The organism is Pseudoalteromonas sp. HL-AS1, from assembly GCF_031198785.1.
GTDB lineage: Bacteria > Pseudomonadota > Gammaproteobacteria > Enterobacterales > Alteromonadaceae > Pseudoalteromonas > Pseudoalteromonas distincta.
In genome coordinates this window covers 2,168,720-2,195,607 of the sequence record NZ_CP133569.1, presented here as the reverse complement: position 1 = coordinate 2,195,607, position 26,888 = coordinate 2,168,720, and the positions used below count along the sequence as shown (strand labels likewise).

Genomic DNA, 26,888 nt, shown 5'->3' with positions numbered 1-26,888 from the left:
TTGCGGTGTATTAATTAGCTAGTCTTTATTTAACCACTTTTTGATCGAGTCATACATCTCATCTCGTATTAATGGCTGAGCTTTTTTGTTAGGGTGTAAACTATCGTTTTGCATTAGCTCAGGTTGGCTGGCAATATCGAGCATAAAAAAGTTCATTAAATGCGCATTTGTTTCTTCGCTAACGCGCGAAAAAGTGTCAGTAAACATTTTACTGTAACGCGGGCCGTAATTAGGGGGAATGTAAATCTCCATTAAGGCGGTCATCGCATTAGCTGCTTGGCTTTTTTGAATAAGAGACGTTAAGTTAGTTTGCATTTTTTTGACTGGAAAACCACGTAAACCGTCATTAGCACCTAGCTCAATAAGTACATGAGTGGGTTCGTATTGCTCAAGCAATGCATCTAAACGGCGTAGGGCTCCACCAGATGTTTCGCCACTAATACTGGCGTTGATAAGTTCAATGTCGGCTTGTTCGTCATCGTATTTATCTTGTAACAATTTTACCCAGCCTTCTTCTTGTTGAAGTCCGTAGGCTGCGCTTAAACTGTCACCGAGTATTAAAATCGTGTTGTCGGCTGCTGCGCTCAGCGGTTTGATAACTAAAAATAAAATGAATACTAAACGAAGGATTGAATGAGTCATATGTCAGCGCTTTCTCAATTAAATATAATTCAGGTTAATGGTTTGTCTAAAGTAGTCTCTACCTTTGAAGGTGAGCTGCCCATCCTCAGCGACATCAGCTTTAATGTCAAGCATGGCGAGTCTGTTGCTATAGTTGGCACGTCGGGCTCTGGTAAATCAACGTTACTCAGTTTATTAGCAGGGCTGGATACCGCAAGCAGCGGCGAAATATTTTTAGATGGCGAGCCATTACACAATTTAGATGAAGAAGAGCGTGCTGCACTGCGCGCGGCTAAAATTGGATTTGTGTTTCAATCGTTCATGTTAGTACAAAGCTTAACTGCACTAGAAAACGTTATGCTGCCAGCAGAGCTTGCTGGTGAAAGTGACGCAAAAGAGCAAGCAATTGCATTACTTGAAAAAGTAGGCTTGAGCCATCGAATTGACCATTACCCGTCGCAACTCTCTGGCGGTGAACAACAGCGTGTTGCTATTGCGCGAGCATTTATTGGTACGCCTAAAATATTGTTTGCTGATGAGCCTTCGGCTAATTTAGACAGCAAAAACGGTAAAATGATTGAGTCGTTATTATTTGATTTAAACACGCAACACGGCACTACGCTTATTTTGGTTACTCACGATGAAGGGCTTGCACAAAAATGTGAGCACATTATTCAAATAGAAGCGGGCTTACTGGTAAAAAGCCAAGTAGAGGACGTTGCTAATGTGGGTTAAGTTAGCGCTTAAGTTATTTTCGCGAGAATTTCGCCGTGGTGAGCTAACAGTTATAAGCGCAGCTATCGCCCTTGCTGTTTTAACCGTGCTTACACTGTCTATGGTTACTGAGCGAATAGGGCAAAGTATTGCGCAAAAAAGCAGTGCTTTTATTGCAGCAGACCGTGTACTTGCAAGCGATCATGTTCTCGACACTGCTTTTATTACTAAAGCACAGAGCCAAAATTTAAAAACGGCGCAAATGGTGTACTTCGACACTATGTTGTTTGCCGATGATGAAATGCAGTTTAGCTCAGTAAAAGCGGCATCTAATGCGTACCCGTTAAAAGGGCAGTTAAAAGTTAAGGATACCTTAACAGGTGAAACTAAGGTTGCTAATAGCGGACCAACGCCTGGTAATGTGTGGCTAAGTGAATCAGTATTTTACAGTTTAAATATTGATATAGGCGCGCAAGTAGAGCTTGGCGCTGCATTATTTAATGTTTCAAAAGTTATTGTAGAAGAGCCCGATGCGCCATTTAATGTATTTTCGAGCAGCCGTCGCGTGCTTATTAATATTGACGATGTGGCAAAAACCGAAGTTGTGCAGCCAGGTAGTCGTGTTTATTATCGCCAACTTTATGCAGGTAGTGAGGCTGACATAAATAGCTTTTACGAGTGGCTTAAACCACAAATGAAAGAAAACCAACAATGGTACGGCGTTAAAGACCGTCAATCACCTATTTCAAATAGTTTAAACCGTGCAGAGAGCTTTTTATTACTTGCCGGCCTATTAGGTATTATTTTAGCCGCAGTGGCTATAGCCGTTTCAGCAAAACGTTATTGTGAACGACAATACGACCCAGTAGCGATGATGAAAACGCTAGGCGGTAGCCGTTCAATGATCCGCAAAATATACATGCTCCATTTATTGCTTGTATGTGCAATGGCGGTAAGTATTGGGCTGTTAATTGGTTATGGCTTGCAAGAAATAGCAACAAGTTACTTATCGAAAAGTATGGGCACAGAGCTACCTTTAGGTGGTTTTAAACCTTGGCTGGTGGCTATAAGCACTGGCGTAATTTGTGCTGTTATGTTTTCTATTAAACCGTTATTTGATTTATTTGATATTCCACCGCTTAGAGTGCTGCGCCGTAACTTAGGTGACAAGTTGGCAGTAAGTCGTGTGCATTTAGGCATGAGTGCGCTAACTGTTTTTTTATTAATGTGGTTATTTAGTAACAACATAAAAATAACGCTTATTTTGTTTGCCTCAACGCTTGCGCTAATTGGTGTGTTGTTTTTGATATCTAAATTAATATTTGGTGGCGGTCGAAAATTAGGGCTTAAGCCAGGTAACAGTTGGTCGCTTGCAATTGCATCTATTCAAAAGCGTGCAAATGTGAACGCGGTACAGTTAATTAGTTTTTCGTTAGCGATTAAATTACTGCTGTTTTTAGTGGTACTTAAAAACGACATGATATCTGATTGGCAGTCGCAACTTCCTGCCGATGCGCCTAATGCGTTTTTAGTTAATATTACGCAAAATGAGCTTGAGCCAATTAATGAATATTTAGCTCAAAAAGATATTCAAGTATCAGAGTTTTATCCCACTATTCGTGGGCGCGTAAATGCGGTGAATGGCGAGTTGGTAGCACGTTCAGTATCGCTGCAAGACAACGAGAAAAAAGACGAAGAAGCACGTGCAGGTATTGGCCGCGAGCTAAATCTTACATGGCTTAAAGATGTGCCTGACCAAAATGAAGTAACACAAGGCACGTGGTTTGGTGAAAATGCGATGGCTGAAGCCTCAGTAGAGGAGTCGATGCTTGAGCGTTTAGATGTTGAGATAGGCGATACGCTTACATTTTTAATTGGTTCGCAGTCGTTCGACGCTAAAATCACCAGTGTGCGCAAAGTAAATTGGGCCACGCTTAAACCTAACTTTTTTATTATTTTAAGTCCTGATGTACTTGCAGATTTTCCCGCAACGTATATTTCGTCGGTACGTATAAATCCAGATCAAAAACGTGACTTTAGCCAGTTATTACGTACTTACCCTACTATTACAGCGATTGATATTGATAACTTTGTTAAGCAAATACAAACAACTATTTCGCAAGTATCGCTCGCCATTGGCTTTGTACTTGCAATTGTTGTGCTGTGTGGCGCGCTTGTACTTATATCGCAAGTGCAAGCTAGTTTAGGTGAGCGTATGCAAGAAATTGTAATACTTAGAACGCTTGGCGCTAAAAGCCGATTAATTAAAAACGCGACCCTGTATGAGTTTTTATTACTAGGCGGTTTAGCTGGCTTAGTTGCCGCATTTTTTAGTGATATAGCGCTTTTAATTGTGCAGCAACAAATGTTTGATTTAGCAGGTAAGTTACACCCACATATATGGATTATTGGGCCGGTAGCTGGCGGCGTATTTGTGGCAGGTTTAGGTTATTTAATGATTGCCCGAAAACTTAAACAAAACACCCAAGGATTAGTGCGTGCCCTAGGGTAAGCTTAAACTAACATGCTCCTGTAAATGCCCACCTAGTACGTGGGCATTTTTGTTTTTCTTTGTACTGGTAATTTATACAGTGCTCTGGCATTATTGGCGTAATTTAAAAATAATAACAATGGAGCGCTGTTTGGCCATCATTTTAGGGATCGATCCTGGTTCACGTTTGACCGGATATGGTGTTGTTGCCCATCAAGGTTCTAAATTTACATACTTAGGCAGTGGCTGTATTAAGCTAGCCGATCATCCTTTTCCGATTAGGCTTAAAATGATCTACCAAGGCATTACACAGCTTATTGAGCAGTTTTCGCCAGAAACTTTTGCCATTGAAAAAGTATTTATGGCGCACAACCCCGATTCAGCTTTAAAACTAGGTCAAGCTAGAGGCGCTGCGATTGTTGGCGCTGCGATGGCCGACTTACCCGTATTTGAATACTCAGCTAGGCAAATTAAGCAAGCAGTAGTAGGTAACGGTGGCGCAGATAAAACACAAGTGCAGCACATGGTAAAAAATATTTTAAAACTACCCGGTACGCCACAGGCCGATGCAGCGGATGCACTCGCTATTGCGATTTGCCACGCCCACTCAGAACAAAATTTAATTAAACTAGCGGGCAGCGCAAGCAAAACCGTTAGAGGACGTTTAAGGAAATAATTATGATAGGCCGCTTAAATGGTATTTTAGTCGAAAAACAGCCACCAGAAATATTACTCGAAGTAAGTGGTGTAGGTTACGAAGTACAAATGCCGATGACCTGTTTTTACGATTTACCAAAAATTGGTGAAAATGCGATTGTTTACACTCACTTTGTAGTGCGTGAAGATGCTCAACTATTGTTTGGTTTTAACAATAAAGTTGAACGTGCCTTGTTTAGAGAGCTATTAAAAGCAAATGGCGTAGGGCCAAAACTTGGCTTAGCTATTTTATCGGGCATGTCGGCAAAACAATTTGTAAGTTGTGTAAATAACGAAGACTCAACATCGCTTGTTAAATTACCCGGTGTAGGTAAAAAAACAGCCGAGCGTTTAGTACTCGAAATGAAAGACAGGCTAAAAGATTGGGGTAATGATTTATTTACGCCATTTAGCGACAGCGCAGTAATAGAGCCAATGAGCGATGCGACAATTGCTAATAATGCAGCGGATGATGCCGTATCGGCACTGCTTGCATTAGGTTATAAATTGCCACAAGCTCAAAAAGCAGTAAAATCGATAAGTAAACCCGATATGTCTACTGAGGTTCTTATTAGAGAATCTTTAAAATCTATGTTGTGAGTAACCCATGATTGAAGCGGATCGCTTAATTGATGCGACTGAAAAAACAAATGAAGACTCTATAGATCGTGCAATCAGACCAAAACTTTTAGCCGACTACAGAGGCCAGCCTCATGTTAAGCAGCAAATGGAAATTTTTATTGAAGCTGCCCGAACCCGTGGTGAAGCGCTCGATCATTTATTAATATTTGGCCCACCTGGGCTTGGTAAAACCACGCTTGCAAATATTGTAGCCAATGAATTACACGTAAGTATTAAAACAACATCAGGCCCTGTACTTGAAAAAGCAGGCGATTTAGCTGCTCTACTTACTAATTTAGAAGAGGGCGACGTACTTTTTATCGATGAAATACACAGGCTAAGCCCGCAAGTTGAAGAAATACTGTATCCCGCAATGGAAGACTACCAGCTTGATATAATGATTGGTGAAGGCCCAGCTGCGCGTTCTATTAAATTAGACTTACCTGCATTTACACTCATTGGTGCGACCACACGAGCAGGCTCGCTTACATCGCCACTGCGTGACCGTTTTGGAATTGTGCAGCGATTAGAGTTTTATTCTGTAGAAGATTTATCGCACATAGTAGGGCGTTCAGCACATTATCTTGGTTTAGAAATGTGTGACGATGGCGCTACCGAAATCGCGCAGCGCTCGCGCGGCACACCACGTATTGCAAACCGCTTATTGCGCCGTGTACGCGATTACACTCAAGTAAAATCTGACGGCACAGTAAACGCCGATGTAGCTAAGCAAGCCCTTGATATGATTGACGTAGATAAAAGTGGTTTTGATTATATGGACCGCAAATATTTACTCGCCATAATCGAAAAATTTATGGGCGGACCAGTAGGGCTCGACAATGTAGCGGCTGCTATTGGTGAAGAGCGCGAAACAATAGAAGATGTAATAGAGCCATTTTTAATCCAGCAAGGATTTATTCAGCGTACACCACGTGGGCGCATAGTGTCTGACAGTGCATACCATCACTTTGGTTTACTTCCTAAAAAAGACTAGCCTATATACTTTACTTGCTGTGGTTTATTGCGCAGCAGGTAATTTCCTCAGTATCCCTTTGTTTCAAATTATTATACCCAAAACCTCAACACTCTGTTGCAAATGTTATTTCAAAATACAAATGCGCTTTATAGTTAACTGTTAATTCACAGGGCGTTAAGACTCGCGAAGCTATCCTGCGTACCATTCAAACTAGTAAGCGAATTACTTATTGTAAATTAGGTAGGGCAATTATTAGTTTATAAATAAAATATGTAGCGCACTAAATTGCAGGCAAAAAAAAGCCCGCAAAAAATGCGGGCAAACAACAAGTTGAAGGAAGTAATCCAGGGGAACTACGTTTTACTAAATTTGGTTTTATCCAGAAAGAGTAAAACAATGTAATACGATAAAATATCCTATTACTAAGAACTTGGCTTAATGAAACAATCTCATTCAGTGCGCTAGCTCGGTATGGGAGAATAATACGTAAGTTTACTTTTTTGTTCAAACTAGAAAATTTGTATTTTCAGATTAGAAAAACTAATTTAGTGAATTTTATTGTTGTTTGAATCTTGTGCGTTAATTAATCGTTAAATTTATAAGTTTATGAAATTTATAACTTAAGTAATTTATTTCGTTATAGCTCGGTATTAGTTTTACTATTACGTACAGGTGAGGCTTATAGGTTTTGAGTGTTTATGCTCTTATTTTGAATAAACTGCGCATTTTATGACGTTTCATGTATATATTTACGCATATTTACAGTTAGCGAGTTTGTTTAAAAGTTTAAATAAAATACTGAGGCAAAGGGAAATGCCAACTAAAGCTGTTTTTTAACGTTTTTTGTTGCCTATTCATAGCAATACCGTTGTCAGCTTGAAATGGACTAGATACACTAGATGCAACTTTTGGCCGTGTAAGCGGTCATATTTACACAAATTAACCAATTTGCCGTATTTTGAAATTATTTAGGAGTTTAACGTGGGATCAGGGCTTAATTTTTTAGATCTAATTTTAGAAGCAAGTTTGCTTGTTCAATTAGTAATGTTAGGGCTAGTTGCCATGTCTGTAATGTCGTGGACAATTATATTTCAACGTAAAAAAGCAATATCGGATGCGCTAATAAATGCTAAGAAATTTGAGCAAAAGTTTTGGTCGGGTATTGATTTAAGCAAATTATATAACGAGATATCGTCACGCAGCGGTCAGTCTCAAGGCATTGAAGCTTTGTTTACTTCGGGCTTTAAAGAGTTTGCTCGTCATAAAAAGAATACATTTCAAAGTGCGAGTATTGTTATGGAAGGAACGCACCGCTCTATGCGTGTTGCGCTTTCTCGTGAAATTGAAAAAATGGAATCGAGTCTATCGTTTTTAGCAACAGTAGGTTCTATAAGTCCGTACATCGGTTTGTTTGGTACAGTGTGGGGTATAATGAATGCCTTTATTGCACTAGGTGAAGTTAAGCAAGCTACATTACAAATGGTAGCACCTGGTATTGCAGAGGCACTTATTGCCACTGCTATGGGTTTATTTGCGGCGATCCCTGCTGTTATTGCTTATAACCGTTTTTCAAACAGTGTTGAAAAGCTTGAGTCTCACTATATTAACTTTATGGAAGAGTTTGCTAATATTTTACACCGTCAAGCAGCTACACAAATAGAGGCACAAGCGAATGTATCAGCGTAAAAAGCGCCGTCCGGTCGCAGAGATTAATGTAGTACCTTACATTGATGTAATGTTGGTACTACTTATAATATTTATGGCTACAGCACCGCTTATAACGCATGGTGTAAAAGTTGATTTACCTAAAATGGAAGAGTCTGATTTAGTTGATACTAAAGATACTCCGCCTATTATTGCCTCAATAGATGCACAAGGTAAATATTACGTGAGTGTAGGTACAGATCCAGAAGAGCCTATGGAAGCACTTGATGTAGCTGCGGTTATAAAATTACAGCTAATGAAAAACCCTGACGTGCCGGTAATGATTAAAGGCTCGGGTAAGGTGTCGTATCAAGAAGTATTATTACTAATGGATTTTTTGAAAAATGCAGGCGTACCATCAGTAGGATTAATGACTGAATCCTTTGAGGGGAAGTAGCTGTATGAATAGTTCAGTAGTAAAATCAATAGTACTTCATTTAGGGATTGGTGGGTTTTTGTATGCTTCTGCAAATATTCATCCGCCAACACCTAAAGTAATGGAAGTAACGCTTAATTCGGCTATACCTACGCCAGATAAAGCGGTATCAGCCGTTACAGTTGATCAAAAACAAGTTGAGCAAAAAATTGCTGAACTTCAAAAGAAAGAAAAAGATAAAAAAAGTGCTGAAGATAAACGCATCCGTGATTTAGAACGCAGAGCGGCCAATGCACGCAAACAACGCGAATCAGAAGCACGTAATATTAAAAAGTTAGAGCAACAGCGAAAGGCGAAAGAGAAAGAAAAAGCGCAAGCCGAGGCAGAAGCTAAAAAAGCACGTGCCATTGAGCAAAAAGAGCGTGCGAAAGCTAAGCAAGCCGAAAAGCAAAAGCAAGAAGCTGAAAACGCAGCAAAAGCAGCAGCTGACAAACGCAAAGCTGAAGAAGAAGCGCTTAAAAAAGCTGAGGCTGAGCGCAAAAAGCGTGAAGAGGAAGCAAAAGAGCGTGCTGCTGAGGCCGAACGTAAACGCCAGCAAGCAGTGCAAGAGCAAATGTTACAAGAGCAACTTGCCAAAGAGCAGGCTGCCCGTAGTAAAATACGTCAGCAACAAGTGGTGAGCGAAGTTGATAAGTACCGTGCATTAATTATGGCGCGTATTCAGCAAAACTTACTGATTGATGAAAAAATGAAAAACCAACAGTGCCGAGTTAATATTCGTTTGGGCTTTAATGGTTTAGTAACGCAAGTTAAATCATTAGGTGGCGACAAGTTAGTATGTGAAGCTGCATTAAGAGCAGTGCGCATGGCTGACACATTACCGGTATCTAAAGATAAAGACGTATTCGAAAAACTTAAGAATATTAATTTAACAATCAAGCCAGAATTTTAAAGGAATGATATGTTCAACAAAATAAAAATAGCCTGTTTAGTTTTACTGTTTGGGTTTACGGGTGTTGCCAATGCAGCGCTTGAAATTGTAATAACAGAAGGTGTAGACGGTGCAAGGCCTATAGCCATTGTACCTTTTAAATACCAAGGTGTTGGTCCAATCCCTGAAAAGCTAAGTGGTGTTATTGCTGCCGATTTAATGCGCAGTGGTAAGTTTAAACCTGTTGATGTGGCGCAAATGCCGCAACAGCCAAGTAAAGATGGCGAAATTGATTATGCGTCTTGGGTTAATAAAGGTGTTGAAGCTGTTCTTGTTGGTGAGGTTGAACAACAAACTGATGGGCGTTATTTAGTCCGTTATGAATTAGTTGATGTGATTCGTGGCCAAATTACTGGTGGCAATACGCAAATGATGAGTAACGGTAAGTTAGTTAAAAGCCAAGATCATATTTTAGAAGCGCGTGAAAGTGTTATTGGCGAGAGTGGTTTTCGTCGTTATTCACACCGCATTAGTGATGTAATTTATGAAAAGCTAACGGGTGAAAAGGGCGCGTTTTTAACTAAAATTGCATATGTAATAGTACGTGATAACGATCCTAAACCTTATCAGTTAGTTGTTGCCGATTACGATGGTTTTAACGAACAGGTGTTACTTCGTTCAAAAGAACCATTAATGTCGCCAGCATGGTCACCAAATGGTACTAAATTAGCGTATGTAACGTTTGAAAACCGTCAAAGCCAAATTTACATTCAAGATATATACACAGGTAAGCGTGAAATAATAGCAAGCTACCGTGGTATTAATGGTGCACCGCAGTTTTCGCCAGATGGTAAAAAGCTATTATTAGTGCTTTCTAAGGATAAGACGGGTGCGACAGAAGTTTACATGCTTGACCTTGCTACACGTAAAGAAACACGCTTAACAAATCATCGTAGCATAGATACTGAGCCATCTTGGCACCCTAATGGCCAAGATATTGTGTTTACATCTGAAAGGGGTGGTAATGCTCAGATTTATAAGTTAAATTTAAAAACAGGTAGGTCACAACGACTCACCTTTGATGGTGATATGAACCTTGCTGGTTCTATAACACCAGATGGAAAAGAATTAGTGATGGTTAACCGTACCAACGGGCAGTACCATCTTGCTAAGAAAGAGCTGGCTACAGGCGCGTTTCAAGTATTAACGAGAACACGCCTAGATGAATCACCGAGCATAGCGCCAAATGGTTCGATGATTATATACAGCACGCTCCATAATAATAAACAGGTACTTGCGCTAGTATCGATGGACGGCCGCTTTAAAGCACGGTTACCTGTGCTAGACGGACAAGTAAAGGCGCCAGCTTGGTCGCCATACTTACAGTAATATTACTGGTTTACTCAAAATAGGAATCTACTCAATGCAACTTAACAAAATACTTAAAGGCCTGCTAATCGCTGTGCCAGTAATGACATTAGCAGCTTGTAGCTCATCTTCTGATATTGATGAAGGTGCTGCAAACCAATCAAATCAAGGCGTTGTTGAGCAATCAACTAACACTGATACAGTTGAAGTAGCTACAATCTCTCCTGAGCAACAAGCAGAAGAGCAACTTCGTCAAAAGTACGAAGCGCTTCGTCAAGAGCAAGTAATTTACTTTGACTTTGATAAAGCAACTGTTGAAGGTAAGTACGCAGATTTACTTCGTGCACATGCTGAGTTTTTAGTTCAAAACCCATCAGTTAAAGTACTAATTGAAGGCCACGCAGATGAGCGCGGTACTCCAGAGTACAACATTGCACTAGGTGAGCACCGTGGCCAAGCAGTTGAAAAATACCTATTAAGCTTAGGTGTTTCAGCTAGCCAAATGTCAGTGGTAAGCTACGGTGAAGAGAAGCCAATGGTTAAATCTCGCACTGAATCAGCTTTCGCTAAAAACCGCCGTGCGGTACTAGTTTACTAAGATAAGAGATATTATGAAGCCGAAAATTATTTTGGCAGCCATGATATTGAGCGGGAGCACCCAGTTAATGGCTGCTCCCGCTCCTGTTTCAGAAGCTGCAAATTCACAATCAAGTATTGAGAAGCGATTAGCGTCGCTTGAGAATATGATGCAGTCGCGTAACTTTTTACAAGTAGAGTTACAGCAACAACTTAACTTGTTACAAGACGAAGTAAGTCAAATTCGCGGTGTAACTGAAGAGCAAAGCTACAAACTTGAAAAAGTACTGCAGCGTCAGCGTGAGTTGTATCAAGAGATTGAAAACCGCGTGAGCCAGGCTTATACACAGCCAACAGCAGCTCCAGTAGTCGATCAGGCGCAGCCAAGCGATGCACAGAGCTACAGCAGTGACTTATCTGAAAATGAAGCGTACGAGCGTGCTGTTGCGTTAATAATGAAAGATAAACGTTATGATCAAGCGATTCCTGAATTTCAAACGTTTTTAACTACCTATCCAAACTCTGTATATGCGTCTAACGCGCATTATTGGTTAGGGCAGTTGCTTACTATTAAAAATGATGGCGTAAAAGCGGTAGAGCATTTTAAAGTGGTTGTTAACGAATTTCCAAATTCTAATAAACGTCCAGATGCAATGCTAAAGTTAGGCACACTTTTACAAGATCAAGGTTCAGCGGCGCAAGCACAAAAAATATTGAGCGATCTTATCAATCAATACCCAAGTACTACCGCTGCAAAACTAGCAACTGATCGTTTGGGAAACTAAAGTTCACCAGCGATTAAATTTCTAGTTAAGGCGAGCAAACTACATGGAAACTCTCGAAGAATCTTGGATTTGCATGTAGTTTGAGCACAAACGGTTTAATTTTGTGCATCTAGACATAAAAACTTAAAAAAAGAGACAATTTCGGTTGCACTCATTTTATAAATAAGTATTATAAGCGCCCGCAGCAAACGAATGGTTACCCCACTCGAAATGCGACAAAAAGAGCGGGTTATTAGCTCAGTTGGTAGAGCAGTTGACTTTTAATCAATTGGTCGATGGTTCAAATCCATCATAACCCACCATTATTTGAATGGTCTTTTATCGGCGGATATACGTACAATACTAAGTTGTTATAAAACGCAACGTCAGAGCGGGTCATTAGCTCAGTTGGTAGAGCAGTTGACTTTTAATCAATTGGTCGATGGTTCAAATCCATCATGACCCACCATTCTTTATTCCTTGTGAATACGGTTTGGCATCAATCGGCGGATTTACGTAAGCTTTAACTTAGTAATAAGTTAGCAACTGGAATGGGTTATTAGCTCAGTTGGTAGAGCAGTTGACTTTTAATCAATTGGTCGATGGTTCAAATCCATCATAACCCACCATTCTTTATTCCTTGTGAATAATGACTGGTTCAAATCGGCGGATTTACGCAAAGTAGTAAGTTGCATTTAAACGCAACAATAGAGCGGGTCATTAGCTCAGTTGGTAGAGCAGTTGACTTTTAATCAATTGGTCGATGGTTCAAATCCATCATGACCCACCATTCTTTATTCCTTGTGAATACGGTTTGGAATCAATCGGCGGATTTACGTAAGCTTCATTCATAATTGAATAAGTGCATAGAGCGGGTTATTAGCTCAGTTGGTAGAGCAGTTGACTTTTAATCAATTGGTCGATGGTTCAAATCCATCATAACCCACCATTCTATGAAAAGTTATATAAGAGCGGGTCATTAGCTCAGTTGGTAGAGCAGTTGACTTTTAATCAATTGGTCGATGGTTCAAATCCATCATGACCCACCATTCTTTTATTCCTTGTGAATAGTGTTTGGTATCAATCGGCGGATATACGTAAGCTTCACTCTTAATTGAATAAGCGCATAGATTGGGTTATTAGCTCAGTTGGTAGAGCAGTTGACTTTTAATCAATTGGTCGATGGTTCAAATCCATCATAACCCACCATTCTATGACAGTTTAATCGGCGGATTTACGCAAGCTTTTTACAAAGCAGATTTATATTAGAGCGGGTCATTAGCTCAGTTGGTAGAGCAGTTGACTTTTAATCAATTGGTCGATGGTTCAAATCCATCATGACCCACCACTCTCTAATACTTTCCTTTATATTCTTTTTTAATTTCCCACTTTATTTTTTATAAACAGCCTTACTAGTTTGCTGTTATTTGCTTTCATATTCTCGTATAATTCGCCCTAATTAATGCACTGTAGATAAGTGGTCGAGAACATGAGTCTAGCTCAAACTATTATGCCTGAAGGTTATATTTTTCCCCCTAAGCCAGCACCGTTAACACAAGACGAGCAAGGCGAATATAAAGCGCGTATAAAACAATTACTAAAAGATAAAAATGCAGTACTTGTTGCCCATTATTATACCGATCCTGAAATTCAAGCACTTGCTGAAGAAACCGGCGGCTGCGTTGCCGACTCGCTAGAAATGGCGCGTTTTGGCGCACGTCACGATGCAGATATGATTATTGTTGCGGGCGTAAAATTTATGGGCGAAACAGCCAAAATTTTAACGCCAAATAAAACGGTTGTTATGCCAACGCTTGAAGCAACATGTTCGTTAGACATTGGTTGCCCGATAGACGAGTTCTCTGCGTTTTGCGATCAGCACCCTGATCGTAAAGTAGTTGTATATGCAAACACCTCTACGGCTGTTAAAGCACGTGCAGATTGGATTGTAACTTCATCCTGTGCACTTGAAATAGTAGAGCACCTCGATGAGCAAGGCGAAAAAATCATTTGGGGCCCAGATAAGCACCTTGGTAGTTATATTCAAAAAAATACCGGTGCTGATATGCTTATGTGGAATGGCGCATGTATTGTACATGACGAGTTTAAAACAAAAGCACTTAAAGACATGAAAGCGCTACACCCAGATGCAGGCGTTTTAGTTCATCCTGAGTCACCAGCAGAAATAGTTGCTCTTGCCGATTCGGTTGGATCTACGAGCCAATTAATCAAAGCAGCGCAAACAATGGACAATAAAAAGTTTATTGTAGCAACTGATCGCGGCATCTTTTATAAAATGCAGCAACTATGTCCAGATAAAGAGTTTTTTGCGGCTCCTACGGCAGGTGAGGGCGCTTCATGTAAAAGTTGCGCACATTGCCCTTGGATGGCAATGAATGGCTTAAAAGCGATTGAAGAAGCCCTCATAAGTCCTAAAGGCAAAGAAGTATTCGTTGATATGGATTTACGCGAAGGCGCTCTTAAATCCTTAAATCGCATGCTTGAGTTTACTGCGAGCATGGCTAAGTAACTTTTAAAGTATAAATTAAAAACGGTTAAGTCTTAGATTTAGCCGTTTTTTTGTGCCTATAGGTAAGTGTTGCTTGATTAGTAAGCATTTAAAGGCCCAAATTTAAAAATGCCTTGCACCTTAAGGGTCTATTTCATACTATAGCGCGCTGTTGCATTACACAATTGCAGCACCGTGGAGGGATGGCTGAGTGGCTGAAGGCGCACGCCTGGAAAGTGTGTTTAGGTTTATCCCTAACGAGGGTTCGAATCCCTCTCCCTCCACCATTATTCTTAGAGCCCAGTTATTAATATCGAAAGGTAACAATAACTGGGTTTTTTAATGCCCTCAGAATGACTAATTATTTACTAAGCAAAGTGTCGATAACATGCCGACAAGTTCATGTTTTTCGATTGGTTTTGAAACGTAACCATCAAATAACTGCCTGTATATTTCTTTTTGTTCTGTAAAAACATTAGCAGTTAATGCAATAACAATTTGTTCGCTATTAAGCGCTTTAATTTTTTTACATGCCTGAAGACCATCCATTTTTGGCATTTGAATGTCCATAAAAATAATGTCTGGTTTGTGTAACTCGTATAATGAAATCGCTTCTAAACCATTGTTGGCAATAATAATGGTGGCTTTAGTTGGTTCAAGCATCGCAGCTGCAACAAGCTGATTTATTTTATTATCTTCAGCTAATAAAATAATTTCTCCAGATAGGTCAGGAAACTCAATATTTTTGGTTGTTAATGTACTGTCATCCACCTGTGCTTGTTTTAATGGTAGGTACACATAAAACTGACTCCCTGAACCTAACTGGCTTGTTACTTTAATTTCGCCATTCATAAGGCTTATTAATGATTTAGTGATGGGTAAGCCAAGGCCCGTACCACCATATTCACGCGTGGTTGATTGCTCAGCTTGTTCAAAGCGTTCAAACAATCGATCAATTGCTTGCTCAGAAATTCCAATTCCGGTGTCTGATATACAACAACATATTTTTTTTTCGTCGGTTAGCCTAAACGTTACTGTAACGCCACCTTGAGATGTAAACTTAATCGCGTTAGATATTAAGTTTAAAAATACCTGTCTGAGTCTAACTGGGTCGCCCACCCAATGCTTGTACTCAATATCAATCACAAATTTAAGGTAAATGTTTTTATCTGTTGCTTGCACACCTAAGTCTGACTCTAAGTGATGAATAAGTTCAAAAAAATCAAAAGGCTTATGCTCTAATGAAAGCTTGCCGGCCTCTATTTTAGAAAAATCAAGAATATCGTTAATAATGGTGGTGAGAGCTCGAGTTGAATACAGTGATTTTTTTAAATACTCTTTTGATTTTTCATTAAGCGGTTGTTCTTGTAATAGTTGTAATGTGCCAAGTATACCGTTCATCGGGGTTCGTATTTCGTGGCTCATATTTGCTAAAAACTCAGACTTAGCCTGCGATGCTTGCTCAGCAAGTTCTTTTGAGTGACCAAGGGCTTGCTCGTGGTCAATTTGTTCTGTTAAATCGTAAGCAATACCTAAGTAGCCAACGGTGTCTCCTTCGTTATTTAACAACGAAGTGACACTTAAATTAACTTGTATTTTCTCGCCTGTAGAAGAAATGTATGTCCATTGATTAATATCTGGCTCTGTTGCTGTTGCTTTTAGGATAAATACTTCAAATCCAGGGGGTACAGGTTTATTTAATTCAGCACTAAGTAGTTTAGCTTTTTTTATAATTTCTTCTTTTAAATGAAATATGCCAGGGTTTTTAATGCCAATAACATCTTGCGCTTTGTAGCCTAATAACTTTTCAGAGGCGGGATTAAATAGAGTGATTAAGCCGTTTGTGTCGGTCGCAATAATTGAATAACTAGCACTGTTTAAAATACTTTGTTGGAGCATGTTCATATCGGCTATTTCTTGAGTACGTTGTTTAACTTCGCTTTCTAGTTTTAAATTTGCTTGCTGCAATGCGAGTTTATTTTTTTTAGCCTGAAGTGTTTTTCTCTTAATTCTTTGGTTTCTTCTAAAAATAAACAATTGCATTAAAAAAACTACAAACATACAGCCAATAGTGGCGAAAGAGCCATTAACAATGGCTTGATACCGACTAGGAAGATGAAGGTTATAAATAAAGGCGTCTGAGGCATCAATGGTAATTTTCCACGTTCTACCCATTAATTTTATAATTTTAGTTAATTGATAATCGTTAGTTTTGCTTTTTATGCCATAACTAAAAAAATCAGTCTCAGTATTGTTATTGATATCACTTATCGTTAGTTGATTTTCGTCAAGGTGTGAAAGTGAGTCTAAAATTTTATCAATTAACAACGGCGAATATGCCCAACCTAAAAGCTCATTAAGGCGCTGTTTTTTATTATCAGAAATAGTAATGGTTTTATATATTGGCACTAATATTAAAAAGCCTTGTTGCGAGAGTTTATTCGCTTGTACTAAAGTCAGTGGCGCCGTTAATTGGGTTGTATTATTTATGGCAGCATTCAGTGCTGCCTGTTTGCGCATGCTCTCAGATCCAATATCTAATCCAATTGCTTGTAAGTTTTTTTGCTCAGGAAAAATATATTGAATTATAAAATGCTCATCACTAGTCGCTACGAGTGTATTCAAATTAAATGTCTGATCGGGTCTATCGTTTTTTGCATCATTCAAAAATTTATTTAATTGCTCAACGCCAACTTTTTTTATATAGCCAATACCATTAGCTCCAGGAGATTCTTTAGCGTAGTTACGGCTCCCAGAGTAGTTAGTTATGGCTTGATAGTTTAAGTTATTTGCACCTATCCCATGTACAAAGCCCTTTAAACCAAATAGCCCATATTGATACAAATCGAGCCTACTGTTAATACCTGTAGAAAGCGAGGATAGGCGGTTATCAAGCGCATTGTTTATTTTATTTTTTATGGCTTCTTGGTGTTTAATATGAGCAAAGTAGGTAAGTATAATGCCCGCAACTAATAAAATGACGTGAGGAAGCAGTGAGATTAATAACCCTTTATTAACCGGTCGTGCTTGAATCATTAATTAATCCTTTTTCATGAGCCGCAGTAAGTGTGTTTCTATTTTAATAACGTGATAAATATAGCACCTATTATTCAAGACACAACTTTGTTATTAATTGGAATGTATATATTTTATAGAGGTTTAGAGTAGGGGGAGTCTAAAAAGTTGATTTTAAGCCTCAAGATAAAATTAAAGTGCATATAAATATAATAATTTATAAATTTTGCATCACTTTATAGATACCAACAAAAGTAGTAGCAAAAGGTGCTGGTTTTTGTGCTTATTGATTTTTAGAAGAAATCAGCTGCTCATAACTTTACTTAGGTAAGTTTAAATCAAGTAAAATTAAATTAATATTATGATGTTTTTTAAATAAAATTAGCGACTTAGATACGAGTGAGTAAGAGGTAATCTTTACCAGTTTTTACAATTCATCCGTAATAAAACAAACTCTTAATATTTTATAATATAAAAATTAAAACATTATAAATTTATATTGTTCTATATTTACTAGCATGAAAAAAATGTAATTACTTGAAATGTAATCACCTTATGACATGTTTGCCGTGTAGGTCAAAAGCATACATATTCCTATGTGCTGCACAGTAAAAACTTAAAAAAACAAGGTAACGGAGATAACTATGGCTCACCGAGTATCTAAATTACTTGCGGCAACAGGCGCAGTATTAACATGTATTTCTATTCCTTCGTATGCTGCTGTTAATGGGCTGACAGAACAAGATGAATTTAATATAAAACTTAGATCAATTTATTTTGACCGTGACTACGATAACGACGCAAGTGACGATTCAACTTTTGCTCAAGGTATAGAGCTCAATTACACATCGGGTTATATAAATGATTTATTGAGTGTGGGTGTATCGACTTACACCGTAATGAATATTAACTCTACAGGTTCAGCCGCAGGTAATATTTTACCAGCAGGTAATGAGAGTGGCGGAGTAGACGATAGCTTTTCTAAATTTGGTCAATATTTTTTAGATTTTAAATTGGGCAACAACGGTCACGTTAAAGTAGGTGGGCAAAAAACCAAAAGTATGCTTTTAAAAAGCTCAGGCAGCCGTGCTATTCCTAATACTTTTAGAGGCGTTTTTGGCGATTACAAAATTGGCAACACTAAATTATATGGTTACGTATACGATAAATGGAGCCGTCGACATGATGATAGATGGGAAGATTTTTCTATCGACCAATCGGCACCTGGCGCCATTAGCGTAATTTGGGGCGTAGGTGCTACGCATAAAAAAGACGACATAACATTAGAGGCTGAATATTTAAATTCCCACAATTATCTAAGTAAAATGGGATTAAAAATCAGTTACGACATTAAATTTGAGCAAAGTAAGTTAACCCTTTCAACTGGCATATTTACCTAACAAGATGATGGTGATTTATTTGTAACAGGCGCAGAGGGCGGCGATTTAGATGATGAAGATGCACCTGGTGCATTAACAGGTTTAACTAAAAGTAAAAACGATGGATTTGCCTATTACTTAGATGCTGATTGGAAAAAAGATATTTGGAGTGTAGGTGCGGCATTTACTAAGGTAAGTGATGCTTGGATTGAAGATAACTTTAGTGGCGATCATGGTACAAACCCATTTCCAACTCGCTCATTGATTGGTGCCGATTTAACAAATCAAAACGAGGCAACGTGGCAGGCACGTTTTGGCATTGATTTAAAAGCAGTATCGCCAGGTTTAACAACAAAGTTTTACTACACAAGCGGTAGCGATGCTGAAAACTCTGCGTTGGGTAAGTTAGCTGGCACAGCTGACGAAAAATATTGGGCTGTAGATACGCGCTATAAAGTTGAGAAAATAAAAGGCTTAAGTTTGCGCTGGTTATTTGTAGATTATACAACCGAAAAATCAGGCAGCGTTGATGGTGTTAAAGGCGGCAGAGCCGACCACCGAGTTTATGTAGATTACACTATTAAATTTTAAAATAACGTTTAATAAGCCAATGCAAATTTATACATTGGTTTTATTTCCTTTATTAATTACCACTATGATAAAACTAACAAATAGATAATAAAAATAAAGCTAATATATGTTTTCTCTTCAACAGTGGCAATCGCAGGGCCAATTCACTCATATTTCTGGCCATCAAATATTTACAAAAATAGCTGGTGATATAACTAAGCCTGCGCTGCTTTTAATACATGGCTTTCCAAGTGCTAGCTGGGATTGGGAAGGTATGTGGCAAACGCTTAGTGAACATTATTTTGTAATTACGCTCGATATGCTAGGTTTTGGTTTGTCAGATAAACCAATAAACGCTACTTATAAAATTACCGAACAAGCCGACTTATATACCCAATTTTTAAAAACGTTAAATATTAATGATGTACATATTTTAGCTCATGACTATGGCGATACTGTGGCTCAAGAGTTATTAGCAAGGCAAGTGGTTAGCCAAAGTGACTTTAAAATAAACAGCGTGTGTTTTTTAAATGGTGGGTTATTTCCTGAGGTGTATAAACCATTATTTATACAAAAGCTTTTACTTTCAAAGCTAGGTTGGATAGTGCCAAAATTAATGAATAAACAAAAATTTGCCAATAATTTAGTGACTATTTTTAGTAAAAGTACACCGCCTTCAAAACAAGTGGTAGACACACTTTGGGAGTTGCTAATTTATAAAGATGGTTTAGCCGTTATGCCTAAACTCATTAGTTATATAAAGCAGAGGCAGCAAAACCGAGAACGTTGGGTTGGTGCCATCATAAATAGCAATATACCACTTACGTTTATAGCAGGCGCAGAAGATCCCATCTCTGGTAAGCACATGATTGAACATTATAAAAAGCTTATTCCGAATGCGCGCGTACAAGAGCTTGTAGAGCTTGGGCATTATCCGCAAGTAGAAAATCCAGATGCTATTACGCAGGCTTATTTGGATTTTAGAAATTGCCAATAAAAACGCGGCACTAAATTAAGTGCCGCGTTTATAAATTAATAACTCTGAGTATTTAGGCTTTGAACCTTAATATTTTTTCTTTGGTGCTTTTAATTGTTTTTCAAACTCATCTGAAAACAATATCGTGCCGTCGTCTTCCTCTGTAGGGAAGGCTGCAATAAGTAGGTCATCTTCTTCAAGGCCTGGTGTCCAGCGACTAAACCAGTCAGCAAGTGGAATTGCTTTAGCGCTGCAGCCAGCCCATTCGCCAGTTGCCCATGCTTCTGCAAATTCGCGAGTTGGCCAAACTGGCACACAGTCGTCATCTTCGTTGGCAAGCATAACGCAGCCATCATCATCGTTTAAAATCCATACTTGTTTAAATTGTTGTACGGTTTCGAACATATAGGCTAGGCGTTTTTTTGCCCCAAGCCCTAAAATTACTGCTTGTTCTTCGCTTAAATTTGGCGTTGTCATAATTAGCTCACTCTTAATTACTATATCTAAATTATATGCACACAAGTATATCGAGTTATATGACAGAGTGTTGAAAAGTTGCTATTTAATTTCAGCAATGCAGATCTAATTTGTATATTGAGCAGTATAGGTCACAACTAATTTGAGCGAACATTCAAAATAAGCTTGAATGTTTGTAAAAAGGCCACATTGTAGTAAGCATATACTTAATGAAGGATTGAAAAATGACTACGGATTTACTTGCTCCGTTTAAACTAAATAATACGATTGAGCTTAAAAACCGCGTACTTATGGCGCCATTAACGCGTTGTATGGCTGACGATAACTTAGTGCCAACACAAGATATGGTTGAATATTATGCTCGCCGTGCCGAAACCGGTTTAATTATTAGCGAAGGAACTATTATTCGTCCAGACGCGCAAGGTTACCCAAATACACCAGGTTTATTTACCAGTGAGCAAATTCAAGGTTGGAAAAAAGTAACAGACGCAGTGCACGCTAATGGCGGCAAAATGTTTGCACAGCTTTGGCATGTTGGCCGTGTTGCACATCCTCACTTTTTTGATGGCGATGTACTGGCACCATCAGAAATTGGCGTTGAAGGCTCTGTACCTCGTATGCGTGAGCTTACATATATCACACCAAAAGCAGCGACTATAGATGACATTAAGGGCCTAGTAGCTGATTACGCAAAAGCGGCAGAAAATGCGATTGAAGCGGGTTTTGACGGGGTAGAAATTCACGGTGCTAACGGGTATTTGATTGACCAGTTTTTACATTACGCTGCAAATACACGCAGCGACGAATACGGTCAAACGCCTGAAAATATGTCGCGTTTTGCACTAGAAGTAACCGATGCAGTTATCGCTGCTGTAGGTAATGAGCGTACTGCTTTACGTGTTACACCGGGTGCTTATTTTAATATGAGCGAAGATAACCGTGATAAAGCGGTATTTGATTACTTATTACCAGAGCTTGAGAAGAGAGATTTAGCATATTTACACGGCGGTATTTTTGACGACAGTACAACGTTTGATTCGCTTGAAGGTAAAACGACGTCTGAATTTTTACGTGCAGGCTACAAAGGTACATTAGTAGGCGTAGGCAGCTATATTTTTGAGTCAGCAAAAGAGGCAATTAACGATGCTAAGTTTGATTTAATCGCTATCGGTCGCCCACTTATCGCAAACCCAGATTACATTAGCAAAATTGCAAACGGTGAAGAGTTAGTACCTTACAGCGATGAAATGCTAGCTGAATTGAAGTAACAGCTAAATATTATATTTAGTTATTAAGGCACCCAAAGTTAAACCTTTGAGTGTCTTTTTTTGTACATATTCCCGCCATAAATCTTCCATATTTGTTTAACCTTTATGTAAATAAAGTTCATCCTCGTTGTCATATTTAAAATTCATACTGTGCTCGTTTTCATATTTCATAATTAAAACTAAACGGGACAACAATGTACGCTTTAAAAAACAAATCGCTATTGAGCATGGCTATTGCCATGGCGGTATCAACATCTACTTATGCTAACGACAACACCATAGAAGAAGTAACCGTTGTAGCTAAACCAACGAGCTACGCTAACAATGTTATTGAGCCTGCAATGCTTGAGCAGCAAAGTTCGGTATCGAGCATATTATCGGTTATTGATAACTTACCAGGGATTAGCATAAACGAAGGTGATGCATTTGGTGGCGACGATTGGTCTACTACAATCACTATGCGTGGTTTTAGTATTGATGGAAACCAACAACAATTAGGTATGACCGTTGATGGCATTCCCAATGGTGGCTCTAATTACGGCGGTGGTGCTAAAGCTAACCGTTACTTGGAGAGTGAAAATTTAGCAACGGTAGAAGTAGGTCAAGGTACGTCTGATATTAAGTCGGCTTCACTTGAAGCACTAGGCGGGACATTTAACTTTGTAAGTAAAGACCCAAGCCTTGAAAAAGGCACTACCTTTGCTTATACATCAGGCAGTCACGATGCCACGCGTTATTATATTAAACACGAAACAGGCACTGTTTTTAATAACACACAAGCGTACGTAAGTTACTCGCAAACCGATACAAGCCGCTGGATTGGTTCAGGCAGTAATGGGGGCAAAGACAACCAACACGCAGAGCTTAAGTTTGTATCTAATTTTGACGATTTAACACTTACTGGTCGTTTATCTTACGATGATGTAAGCGAGACAAACTATAACAGCGTAAGCCTTGAGCAGTTTGAACAAACACCCGATTGGGATCAGCTAACATGGAATTGGACAGGAGTTCCGCATTTTGACCAAATGTTTGCCGAAGGTTGGGGGACGCTACGTGAAAATACCTTAGGTTATTTAAAGTTTGAATACGCTATTTCGCCAACTTCATTATTAACTGTTAGCCCTTATTATCATAAAAATTCAGGTCGCGGAGATTGGATCCCACCTTATTTAACAACGCCGGTTGATGAAAATGGCAACCCAACAACCGAGGGTGGCACTAATGCAGGCTCTTATGGTTTTGCTGATAGTGAAGGCAACCCGCTTGCACCCAATGCCGATTGTACGCAAAGTTTGAGCTGGCCATGGGAGTCGGGTCCTGGTTTAAATCCTGCGTGTTACGACGATACAGCAACACCTGTTATGTCGTATCGCCATACGCATTACAAAAAAGACCGCCTTGGTTTAACGGCAAACTACCAAGCCACTTTTGGTATGCATGATATAGAAGCAGGTTTATGGTATGAACAAAGTGACCGTGAAGAATCTCGTGATTGGCACAAGGTAATTGATGCGCGTATTTATCATCACTTTGATAGCACTCCATACTGGACACAATACAAAAACACTTTTGAAACTGACACTCTAAAATGGTATGCGCAAGATTCAATGGCGCTTGGTGATTTTACACTTAACTTAGGTGTTAAAAAGTACCTTGTTGATATTGAAAAGTATGATCATTATCAAAATGCAACCACAGCAAAAATAAATAGTGATTCAGACATATTGTTCAGTGGCGGTATTTTGTATCAGTTAAATGACTCTACAGAGTTATTTACCAGTTACAGCGAAAATTTTGCGGCTATTAAAGACGGTGTACTAGAACGTGATAGCTCGGATTTATCAGCCATCGAGCCTGAAACCGCTGAGAATATTGACCTTGGTGTGCGCTATCAAAATAATGCGTTAAAACTAACAGCAACAGCGTATTCAATAGAGTTTGATAACCGTATTACCTTTATTGCACCTGGTAGCGATACAGGCGGTATTGATTACACAATAGGCACTAATGGCTCTTACTTAAATGTAGGTGGTATTGAGTCTAAAGGTTTAGAGCTTTCTGCAAGTTATATGCTTAATTCAGAGTGGAATATATATAGCTCGTATACAAATAACGACTCAGAGTACAAGGGCGACGCGCCAGGCTTTGAAGCAGGTGACAAAGTAATTGACTCAGTCGATGACTTATTCGTGCTATCGACAGACTACTACAGTGGGGATTTTCGTTTTGGGTTGTCGGCTAAATACACCGGCGAACGTGGTGAGGTTGACGGCTACACTGTACTGGATTTAAATGCAGGTTACTCAGCAGAAGTAAATGCAGGCCCATTTAAAGCACTAGATATTGCATTTGTAGTTTATAACGTGACAGATAAAAGCTATCTAGCTGGCGGTACAGGCAATGGTACCACTTACTTTATAGGTGCTCCGCGTACAGCGGCAGTGACTTTAAGTGCTACTTTTTAATACTCAAAGTACGCAACTTATTATTCAATTATGTTAGTAAACTCTTAACCAGAGTTCAGGTTAAATAGTAAATATTTTAAAGCCCATCACTGATGGGCTTTTTTTAAAAGGTACACACATATTATGAACTCAATAATAAAAGTAGTGGTATTTAGCTTAACTGTATTATTAAGCAATGCGGTTAATGCGGCGCAAAATGTAGTGCTGATAACGCTTGATGGAGTACGCTGGCAAGAAGTATTTAATGGGGCTGATAATAGCTTAATTAATAATACTGACTTTGTTAAAAAGCCAGAGCAATTAAAGAGACAATTTTGGGCAAAAACAGCAAATGAGCGCCAGCAATTACTTATGCCTTTTTTAACGCAAGTAGTGGCTAAACAAGGCGTAATTATTGGCGATAGAGCTAACGGCTCTACTATGTCGGTAAGTAACCCGTGGTATTTTTCATACCCTGGTTATAACGAAATACTCACCGGTGAAGTTGACGAAAATATAAATAGTAATAACAAAGTGCTCAACCCAAATAAAACTATTTTAGAGCGTTTAGATAAGTTACCGGAGTTTAAAGATAGCACTGCCTTATTTGGCAGTTGGGATGTATTCCCATACATTGTAAATACTAAGCGCAGTAACGTGTATGTAAATGCAGGTTTTATGTCAATTGAAGAGAATTTATTCACCGATGCGCCGCTGTTAAATGCGTTACAAAATGAAATCCCCAGTCCTTGGCATAACGTACGACTAGACAGTTTTACATATCGCTTTGCTAAAGCGTATATGTTGGCTAAAAAGCCTAAGTTGTTAGTGATAAGTTTAGGCGAAACCGATGACTTTGCGCATGATGGACATTACGATCAATACCTTAAATCGGCAAGGCAAAGTGACGCGTTTATAAAAGACTTATGGGCAACCATTCAAACTACAGCAGGTTATAAAAATAACACCACACTAATTATTACTACTGATCACGGCCGTGGCAATAATGCCAACGATTGGCAACATCACAGCTCTAAACGTGCACTTGCTGAGCTAGAGTTAGGTGAAAATACCTACCTAGAAGGAATTGTCGGCTCTGAACATATTTGGCTTGCAGCCATTGGCCCCGCAATAAAAGGTAGTGGCTTAATTAAAACTAAAAATGAGCTTAAACAAGCGCAAATAGCGGCGACCGTTTTAAAGGCGCTTGGGCAGAATCCAAATGAAATAAATTCAAATATGGCGCCTGCTATTAGCGAGATTTTAAAATGAAGAACCTATTAAAAACATTAACCCTAACTGCCTTGGCGTTGAGTTTGGTTATTAGCGCAAGTATTACTGCCGCGCCATCTAAAATTCTGTTTGGTTCGTGTGGGCATCAAGATAAAAACATACCCATATTTAATGCAATTAACAAAGAGCAGGGGGATTTGTTTATATTTTTGGGTGACAATATCTACGGCGATACCAACGCTATGGATGTACTTGCCGATAAGTACCAACGCTTAGGGGCAAAGCCTGGTTTTAAAACGTTAAAAGCGCAAACGCCTATTATTGCTATGTGGGATGACCACGATTATGGCCAAAACGATGCAGGTAAAGAGTATCCGCATAAAGAGCTATCACGTCAAATTATGCTTAGTTTTTGGGATGAACCTGCGAACTCAGCGCGTCGCACTCGCCCTGATGGAATTTATACCTCGTACATGTATGGTGAAAATGAGCAAACCATACAAGTAATAATGCCTGATTTACGTTGGAATCGTGATGCGCTAAACCATGTAGGTGAGCTTGAATACTACACTAAACGTAAGTTAAATAACCAAGGCCCGTATAGTCCCAGTGGCAATGGCTTGAACAAGAGCTTAAAAAGCCTGCTGCAATAAAATTGATTGCCTCAAGCTTACAGCTTTTACCCGATTTTACAGGTTGGGAGTCATGGGCAAACTTTCCTGAAGATAGAAACCGTTTATTTGCATTGATTAAAAAGCATAAAGTAAATGGGGTAGTGATCATCAGCGGCGATACGCACTGGGGTGAAATATCAAAGTATCAGCAAAACCTTGATTGCCCATTAATTGAGATGACCAGCTCTGGCTTAACTGAAAAATGGAAAGACGTAAGCCCTAATAAACACCGAGTAGGGGATTTTACTCATAACGTAAATTACGGTGATTTAAGCATAGACTGGCAGCAAATTGATCCCACTATTTCACTTAAATTAAAAGGCATTGATGGCGAAGTAATAATGCAAAGTGACTTTAGTTTATCAAGTATTAGCCCTTATAAATAAACTCACTACTACGCACAGTATATAAAATAGATGCTGTGCGTATAAAAATCTGTAAATTAGTTCTTAACTCTCTGATTTATTAAAGCCAATTACCCGTTTGCGCTACCCCTAATATT

Annotated in this window: 19 protein-coding genes, 9 tRNA genes and 2 pseudogenes; 27 read left to right on the top strand and 3 right to left on the bottom strand. The window is 39.0% G+C overall.

Annotated features, from left to right (window positions below):
• Positions 1-18 precede the first annotated feature (18 nt).
• Positions 19-642 carry an arylesterase gene (locus RB214_RS10200; protein WP_039490141.1) on the bottom strand — a complete coding sequence of 208 codons (624 nt, stop codon included), beginning with the start codon at positions 640-642 and terminating at the stop codon, positions 19-21.
• On the opposite strand from RB214_RS10200, the gene RB214_RS10195 reads away from it, so the two are divergent.
• From RB214_RS10195 to RB214_RS10095, 21 genes are all read left to right on the top strand, one after another.
• Positions 643-1,356, top strand: coding sequence for an ABC transporter ATP-binding protein (locus RB214_RS10195; RefSeq protein ID WP_008137049.1), 714 nt, complete (start codon positions 643-645; stop codon positions 1,354-1,356).
• Complete coding sequence (locus RB214_RS10190) at positions 1,346-3,847, top strand: FtsX-like permease family protein (protein WP_309166581.1); 2,502 nt, start codon at positions 1,346-1,348, stop codon at positions 3,845-3,847. The genes RB214_RS10195 and RB214_RS10190 overlap by 11 nt, the downstream gene beginning before the upstream one ends.
• Positions 3,848-3,977: 130 nt before the next feature.
• The gene (ruvC, locus tag RB214_RS10185) at positions 3,978-4,502 is read left to right on the top strand and encodes a crossover junction endodeoxyribonuclease RuvC (protein ID WP_007378888.1); all 525 of its coding nucleotides are present in this window, start codon (positions 3,978-3,980) and stop codon (positions 4,500-4,502) included.
• Between the two features lie 2 nt (positions 4,503-4,504).
• Entirely contained in the window at positions 4,505-5,122 is a 618-nt protein-coding gene (ruvA, locus tag RB214_RS10180) for a Holliday junction branch migration protein RuvA (protein WP_002960647.1), read from the top strand.
• A gap of 7 nt (positions 5,123-5,129) precedes the next feature.
• Positions 5,130-6,137: a Holliday junction branch migration DNA helicase RuvB gene (gene ruvB / locus RB214_RS10175; protein WP_002960645.1), complete on the top strand. Its 1,008-nt coding sequence runs from the start codon at positions 5,130-5,132 to the stop codon at positions 6,135-6,137.
• A 963-nt stretch (positions 6,138-7,100) separates the two neighbouring features.
• Positions 7,101-7,805 (top strand): protein TolQ, encoded by a 705-nt coding sequence (tolQ, locus tag RB214_RS10170; RefSeq protein ID WP_002960643.1) that lies wholly within the window; start codon positions 7,101-7,103, stop codon positions 7,803-7,805.
• Positions 7,792-8,220 carry a protein TolR gene (gene tolR / locus RB214_RS10165; protein ID WP_002960641.1) on the top strand — a complete coding sequence of 143 codons (429 nt, stop codon included), beginning with the start codon at positions 7,792-7,794 and terminating at the stop codon, positions 8,218-8,220. The genes tolQ and tolR overlap by 14 nt, the downstream gene beginning before the upstream one ends.
• 4 nt (positions 8,221-8,224) lie before the next feature.
• Complete coding sequence (gene tolA / locus RB214_RS10160) at positions 8,225-9,151, top strand: cell envelope integrity protein TolA (protein WP_309166574.1); 927 nt, start codon at positions 8,225-8,227, stop codon at positions 9,149-9,151.
• 9 nt (positions 9,152-9,160) lie between these two features.
• Positions 9,161-10,519 (top strand): Tol-Pal system beta propeller repeat protein TolB, encoded by a 1,359-nt coding sequence (tolB, locus tag RB214_RS10155; RefSeq protein ID WP_165743054.1) that lies wholly within the window; start codon positions 9,161-9,163, stop codon positions 10,517-10,519.
• Between the two features lie 34 nt (positions 10,520-10,553).
• Positions 10,554-11,096 (top strand): peptidoglycan-associated lipoprotein Pal, encoded by a 543-nt coding sequence (gene pal / locus RB214_RS10150; RefSeq protein ID WP_002960636.1) that lies wholly within the window; start codon positions 10,554-10,556, stop codon positions 11,094-11,096.
• Positions 11,097-11,109: 13 nt separating this feature from the next.
• Positions 11,110-11,859 (top strand): tol-pal system protein YbgF, encoded by a 750-nt coding sequence (gene ybgF / locus RB214_RS10145; protein ID WP_193226266.1) that lies wholly within the window; start codon positions 11,110-11,112, stop codon positions 11,857-11,859.
• A 226-nt stretch (positions 11,860-12,085) separates the two neighbouring features.
• Positions 12,086-12,161, top strand: a tRNA-Lys gene (locus tag RB214_RS10140).
• 70 nt (positions 12,162-12,231) lie between these two features.
• Positions 12,232-12,307 (top strand) — tRNA-Lys (locus RB214_RS10135).
• An 84-nt stretch (positions 12,308-12,391) separates the two neighbouring features.
• A tRNA-Lys gene (locus tag RB214_RS10130) sits at positions 12,392-12,467 on the top strand.
• An 85-nt stretch (positions 12,468-12,552) separates the two neighbouring features.
• A tRNA-Lys gene (locus RB214_RS10125) sits at positions 12,553-12,628 on the top strand.
• Positions 12,629-12,711: 83 nt separating this feature from the next.
• Positions 12,712-12,787: transfer RNA gene (locus tag RB214_RS10120), tRNA-Lys, on the top strand.
• Positions 12,788-12,811: 24 nt separating this feature from the next.
• A tRNA-Lys gene (locus RB214_RS10115) sits at positions 12,812-12,887 on the top strand.
• An 84-nt stretch (positions 12,888-12,971) separates the two neighbouring features.
• A tRNA-Lys gene (locus tag RB214_RS10110) sits at positions 12,972-13,047 on the top strand.
• 63 nt (positions 13,048-13,110) lie between these two features.
• Positions 13,111-13,186: transfer RNA gene (locus tag RB214_RS10105), tRNA-Lys, on the top strand.
• A 141-nt stretch (positions 13,187-13,327) separates the two neighbouring features.
• Entirely contained in the window at positions 13,328-14,368 is a 1,041-nt protein-coding gene (gene nadA / locus RB214_RS10100; protein WP_002962419.1) for a quinolinate synthase NadA, read from the top strand.
• Between the two features lie 176 nt (positions 14,369-14,544).
• A tRNA-Ser gene (locus RB214_RS10095) sits at positions 14,545-14,634 on the top strand.
• Between the two features lie 70 nt (positions 14,635-14,704).
• Here RB214_RS10095 and RB214_RS10090 read toward each other — a convergent pair.
• Positions 14,705-17,383, bottom strand: coding sequence for a CHASE domain-containing protein (locus tag RB214_RS10090; RefSeq protein WP_309166569.1), 2,679 nt, complete (start codon positions 17,381-17,383; stop codon positions 14,705-14,707).
• A gap of 623 nt (positions 17,384-18,006) precedes the next feature.
• On the opposite strand from RB214_RS10090, the pseudogene RB214_RS10085 reads away from it, so the two are divergent.
• Positions 18,007-19,332 (top strand): annotated as a pseudogene (locus RB214_RS10085) (OprD family outer membrane porin).
• A gap of 106 nt (positions 19,333-19,438) precedes the next feature.
• Complete coding sequence (locus tag RB214_RS10080; protein ID WP_309166567.1) at positions 19,439-20,308, top strand: alpha/beta hydrolase; 870 nt, start codon at positions 19,439-19,441, stop codon at positions 20,306-20,308.
• A gap of 66 nt (positions 20,309-20,374) precedes the next feature.
• Here RB214_RS10080 and RB214_RS10075 read toward each other — a convergent pair whose 3' ends face one another.
• The gene (locus RB214_RS10075) at positions 20,375-20,764 is read right to left on the bottom strand and encodes a DUF2750 domain-containing protein (protein WP_002962412.1); all 390 of its coding nucleotides are present in this window, start codon (positions 20,762-20,764) and stop codon (positions 20,375-20,377) included.
• Between the two features lie 224 nt (positions 20,765-20,988).
• On the opposite strand from RB214_RS10075, the gene RB214_RS10070 reads away from it, so the two are divergent.
• The 4 genes and pseudogenes from RB214_RS10070 to RB214_RS10055 all read left to right on the top strand — a co-directional run bounded on the left by RB214_RS10070 (position 20,989) and on the right by RB214_RS10055 (position 26,772).
• Complete coding sequence (locus RB214_RS10070) at positions 20,989-22,032, top strand: alkene reductase (protein WP_309166565.1); 1,044 nt, start codon at positions 20,989-20,991, stop codon at positions 22,030-22,032.
• 194 nt (positions 22,033-22,226) lie between these two features.
• On the top strand, positions 22,227-24,500 hold the full coding sequence (locus RB214_RS10065; RefSeq protein ID WP_309166562.1) for a TonB-dependent receptor domain-containing protein: 2,274 nt from the start codon (positions 22,227-22,229) through the stop codon (positions 24,498-24,500).
• 123 nt (positions 24,501-24,623) lie between these two features.
• Positions 24,624-25,751: an alkaline phosphatase family protein gene (locus RB214_RS10060; protein ID WP_309166561.1), complete on the top strand. Its 1,128-nt coding sequence runs from the start codon at positions 24,624-24,626 to the stop codon at positions 25,749-25,751.
• Positions 25,748-26,772, top strand: a pseudogene (locus tag RB214_RS10055) (alkaline phosphatase D family protein). The gene RB214_RS10060 and the pseudogene RB214_RS10055 overlap by 4 nt, the downstream one beginning before the upstream one ends.
• The last annotated feature ends 116 nt before the right edge of the window (positions 26,773-26,888 follow it).

Excerpts from the sequence above, each read along its gene's own strand:
- RB214_RS10200 (WP_039490141.1), bottom strand. The coding sequence starts at position 642 with ATGACTCATTCAATCCTTCGTTTAGTATTCATTTTATTTTTAGTTATC.
- RB214_RS10195 (WP_008137049.1), top strand. The coding sequence starts at position 643 with ATGTCAGCGCTTTCTCAATTAAATATAATTCAGGTTAATGGTTTGTCT.
- RB214_RS10190 (WP_309166581.1), top strand. The coding sequence starts at position 1,346 with ATGTGGGTTAAGTTAGCGCTTAAGTTATTTTCGCGAGAATTTCGCCGT.
- ruvA (WP_002960647.1), top strand. The coding sequence starts at position 4,505 with ATGATAGGCCGCTTAAATGGTATTTTAGTCGAAAAACAGCCACCAGAA.
- ruvB (WP_002960645.1), top strand. The coding sequence starts at position 5,130 with ATGATTGAAGCGGATCGCTTAATTGATGCGACTGAAAAAACAAATGAA.
- tolR (WP_002960641.1), top strand. The coding sequence starts at position 7,792 with ATGTATCAGCGTAAAAAGCGCCGTCCGGTCGCAGAGATTAATGTAGTA.
- tolA (WP_309166574.1), top strand. The coding sequence starts at position 8,225 with ATGAATAGTTCAGTAGTAAAATCAATAGTACTTCATTTAGGGATTGGT.
- tolB (WP_165743054.1), top strand. The coding sequence starts at position 9,161 with ATGTTCAACAAAATAAAAATAGCCTGTTTAGTTTTACTGTTTGGGTTT.
- pal (WP_002960636.1), top strand. The coding sequence starts at position 10,554 with ATGCAACTTAACAAAATACTTAAAGGCCTGCTAATCGCTGTGCCAGTA.
- ybgF (WP_193226266.1), top strand. The coding sequence starts at position 11,110 with ATGAAGCCGAAAATTATTTTGGCAGCCATGATATTGAGCGGGAGCACC.
- nadA (WP_002962419.1), top strand. The coding sequence starts at position 13,328 with ATGAGTCTAGCTCAAACTATTATGCCTGAAGGTTATATTTTTCCCCCT.
- RB214_RS10090 (WP_309166569.1), bottom strand. The coding sequence starts at position 17,383 with ATGATTCAAGCACGACCGGTTAATAAAGGGTTATTAATCTCACTGCTT.
- RB214_RS10080 (WP_309166567.1), top strand. The coding sequence starts at position 19,439 with ATGTTTTCTCTTCAACAGTGGCAATCGCAGGGCCAATTCACTCATATT.
- RB214_RS10075 (WP_002962412.1), bottom strand. The coding sequence starts at position 20,764 with ATGACAACGCCAAATTTAAGCGAAGAACAAGCAGTAATTTTAGGGCTT.
- RB214_RS10070 (WP_309166565.1), top strand. The coding sequence starts at position 20,989 with ATGACTACGGATTTACTTGCTCCGTTTAAACTAAATAATACGATTGAG.
- RB214_RS10065 (WP_309166562.1), top strand. The coding sequence starts at position 22,227 with ATGTACGCTTTAAAAAACAAATCGCTATTGAGCATGGCTATTGCCATG.
- RB214_RS10060 (WP_309166561.1), top strand. The coding sequence starts at position 24,624 with ATGAACTCAATAATAAAAGTAGTGGTATTTAGCTTAACTGTATTATTA.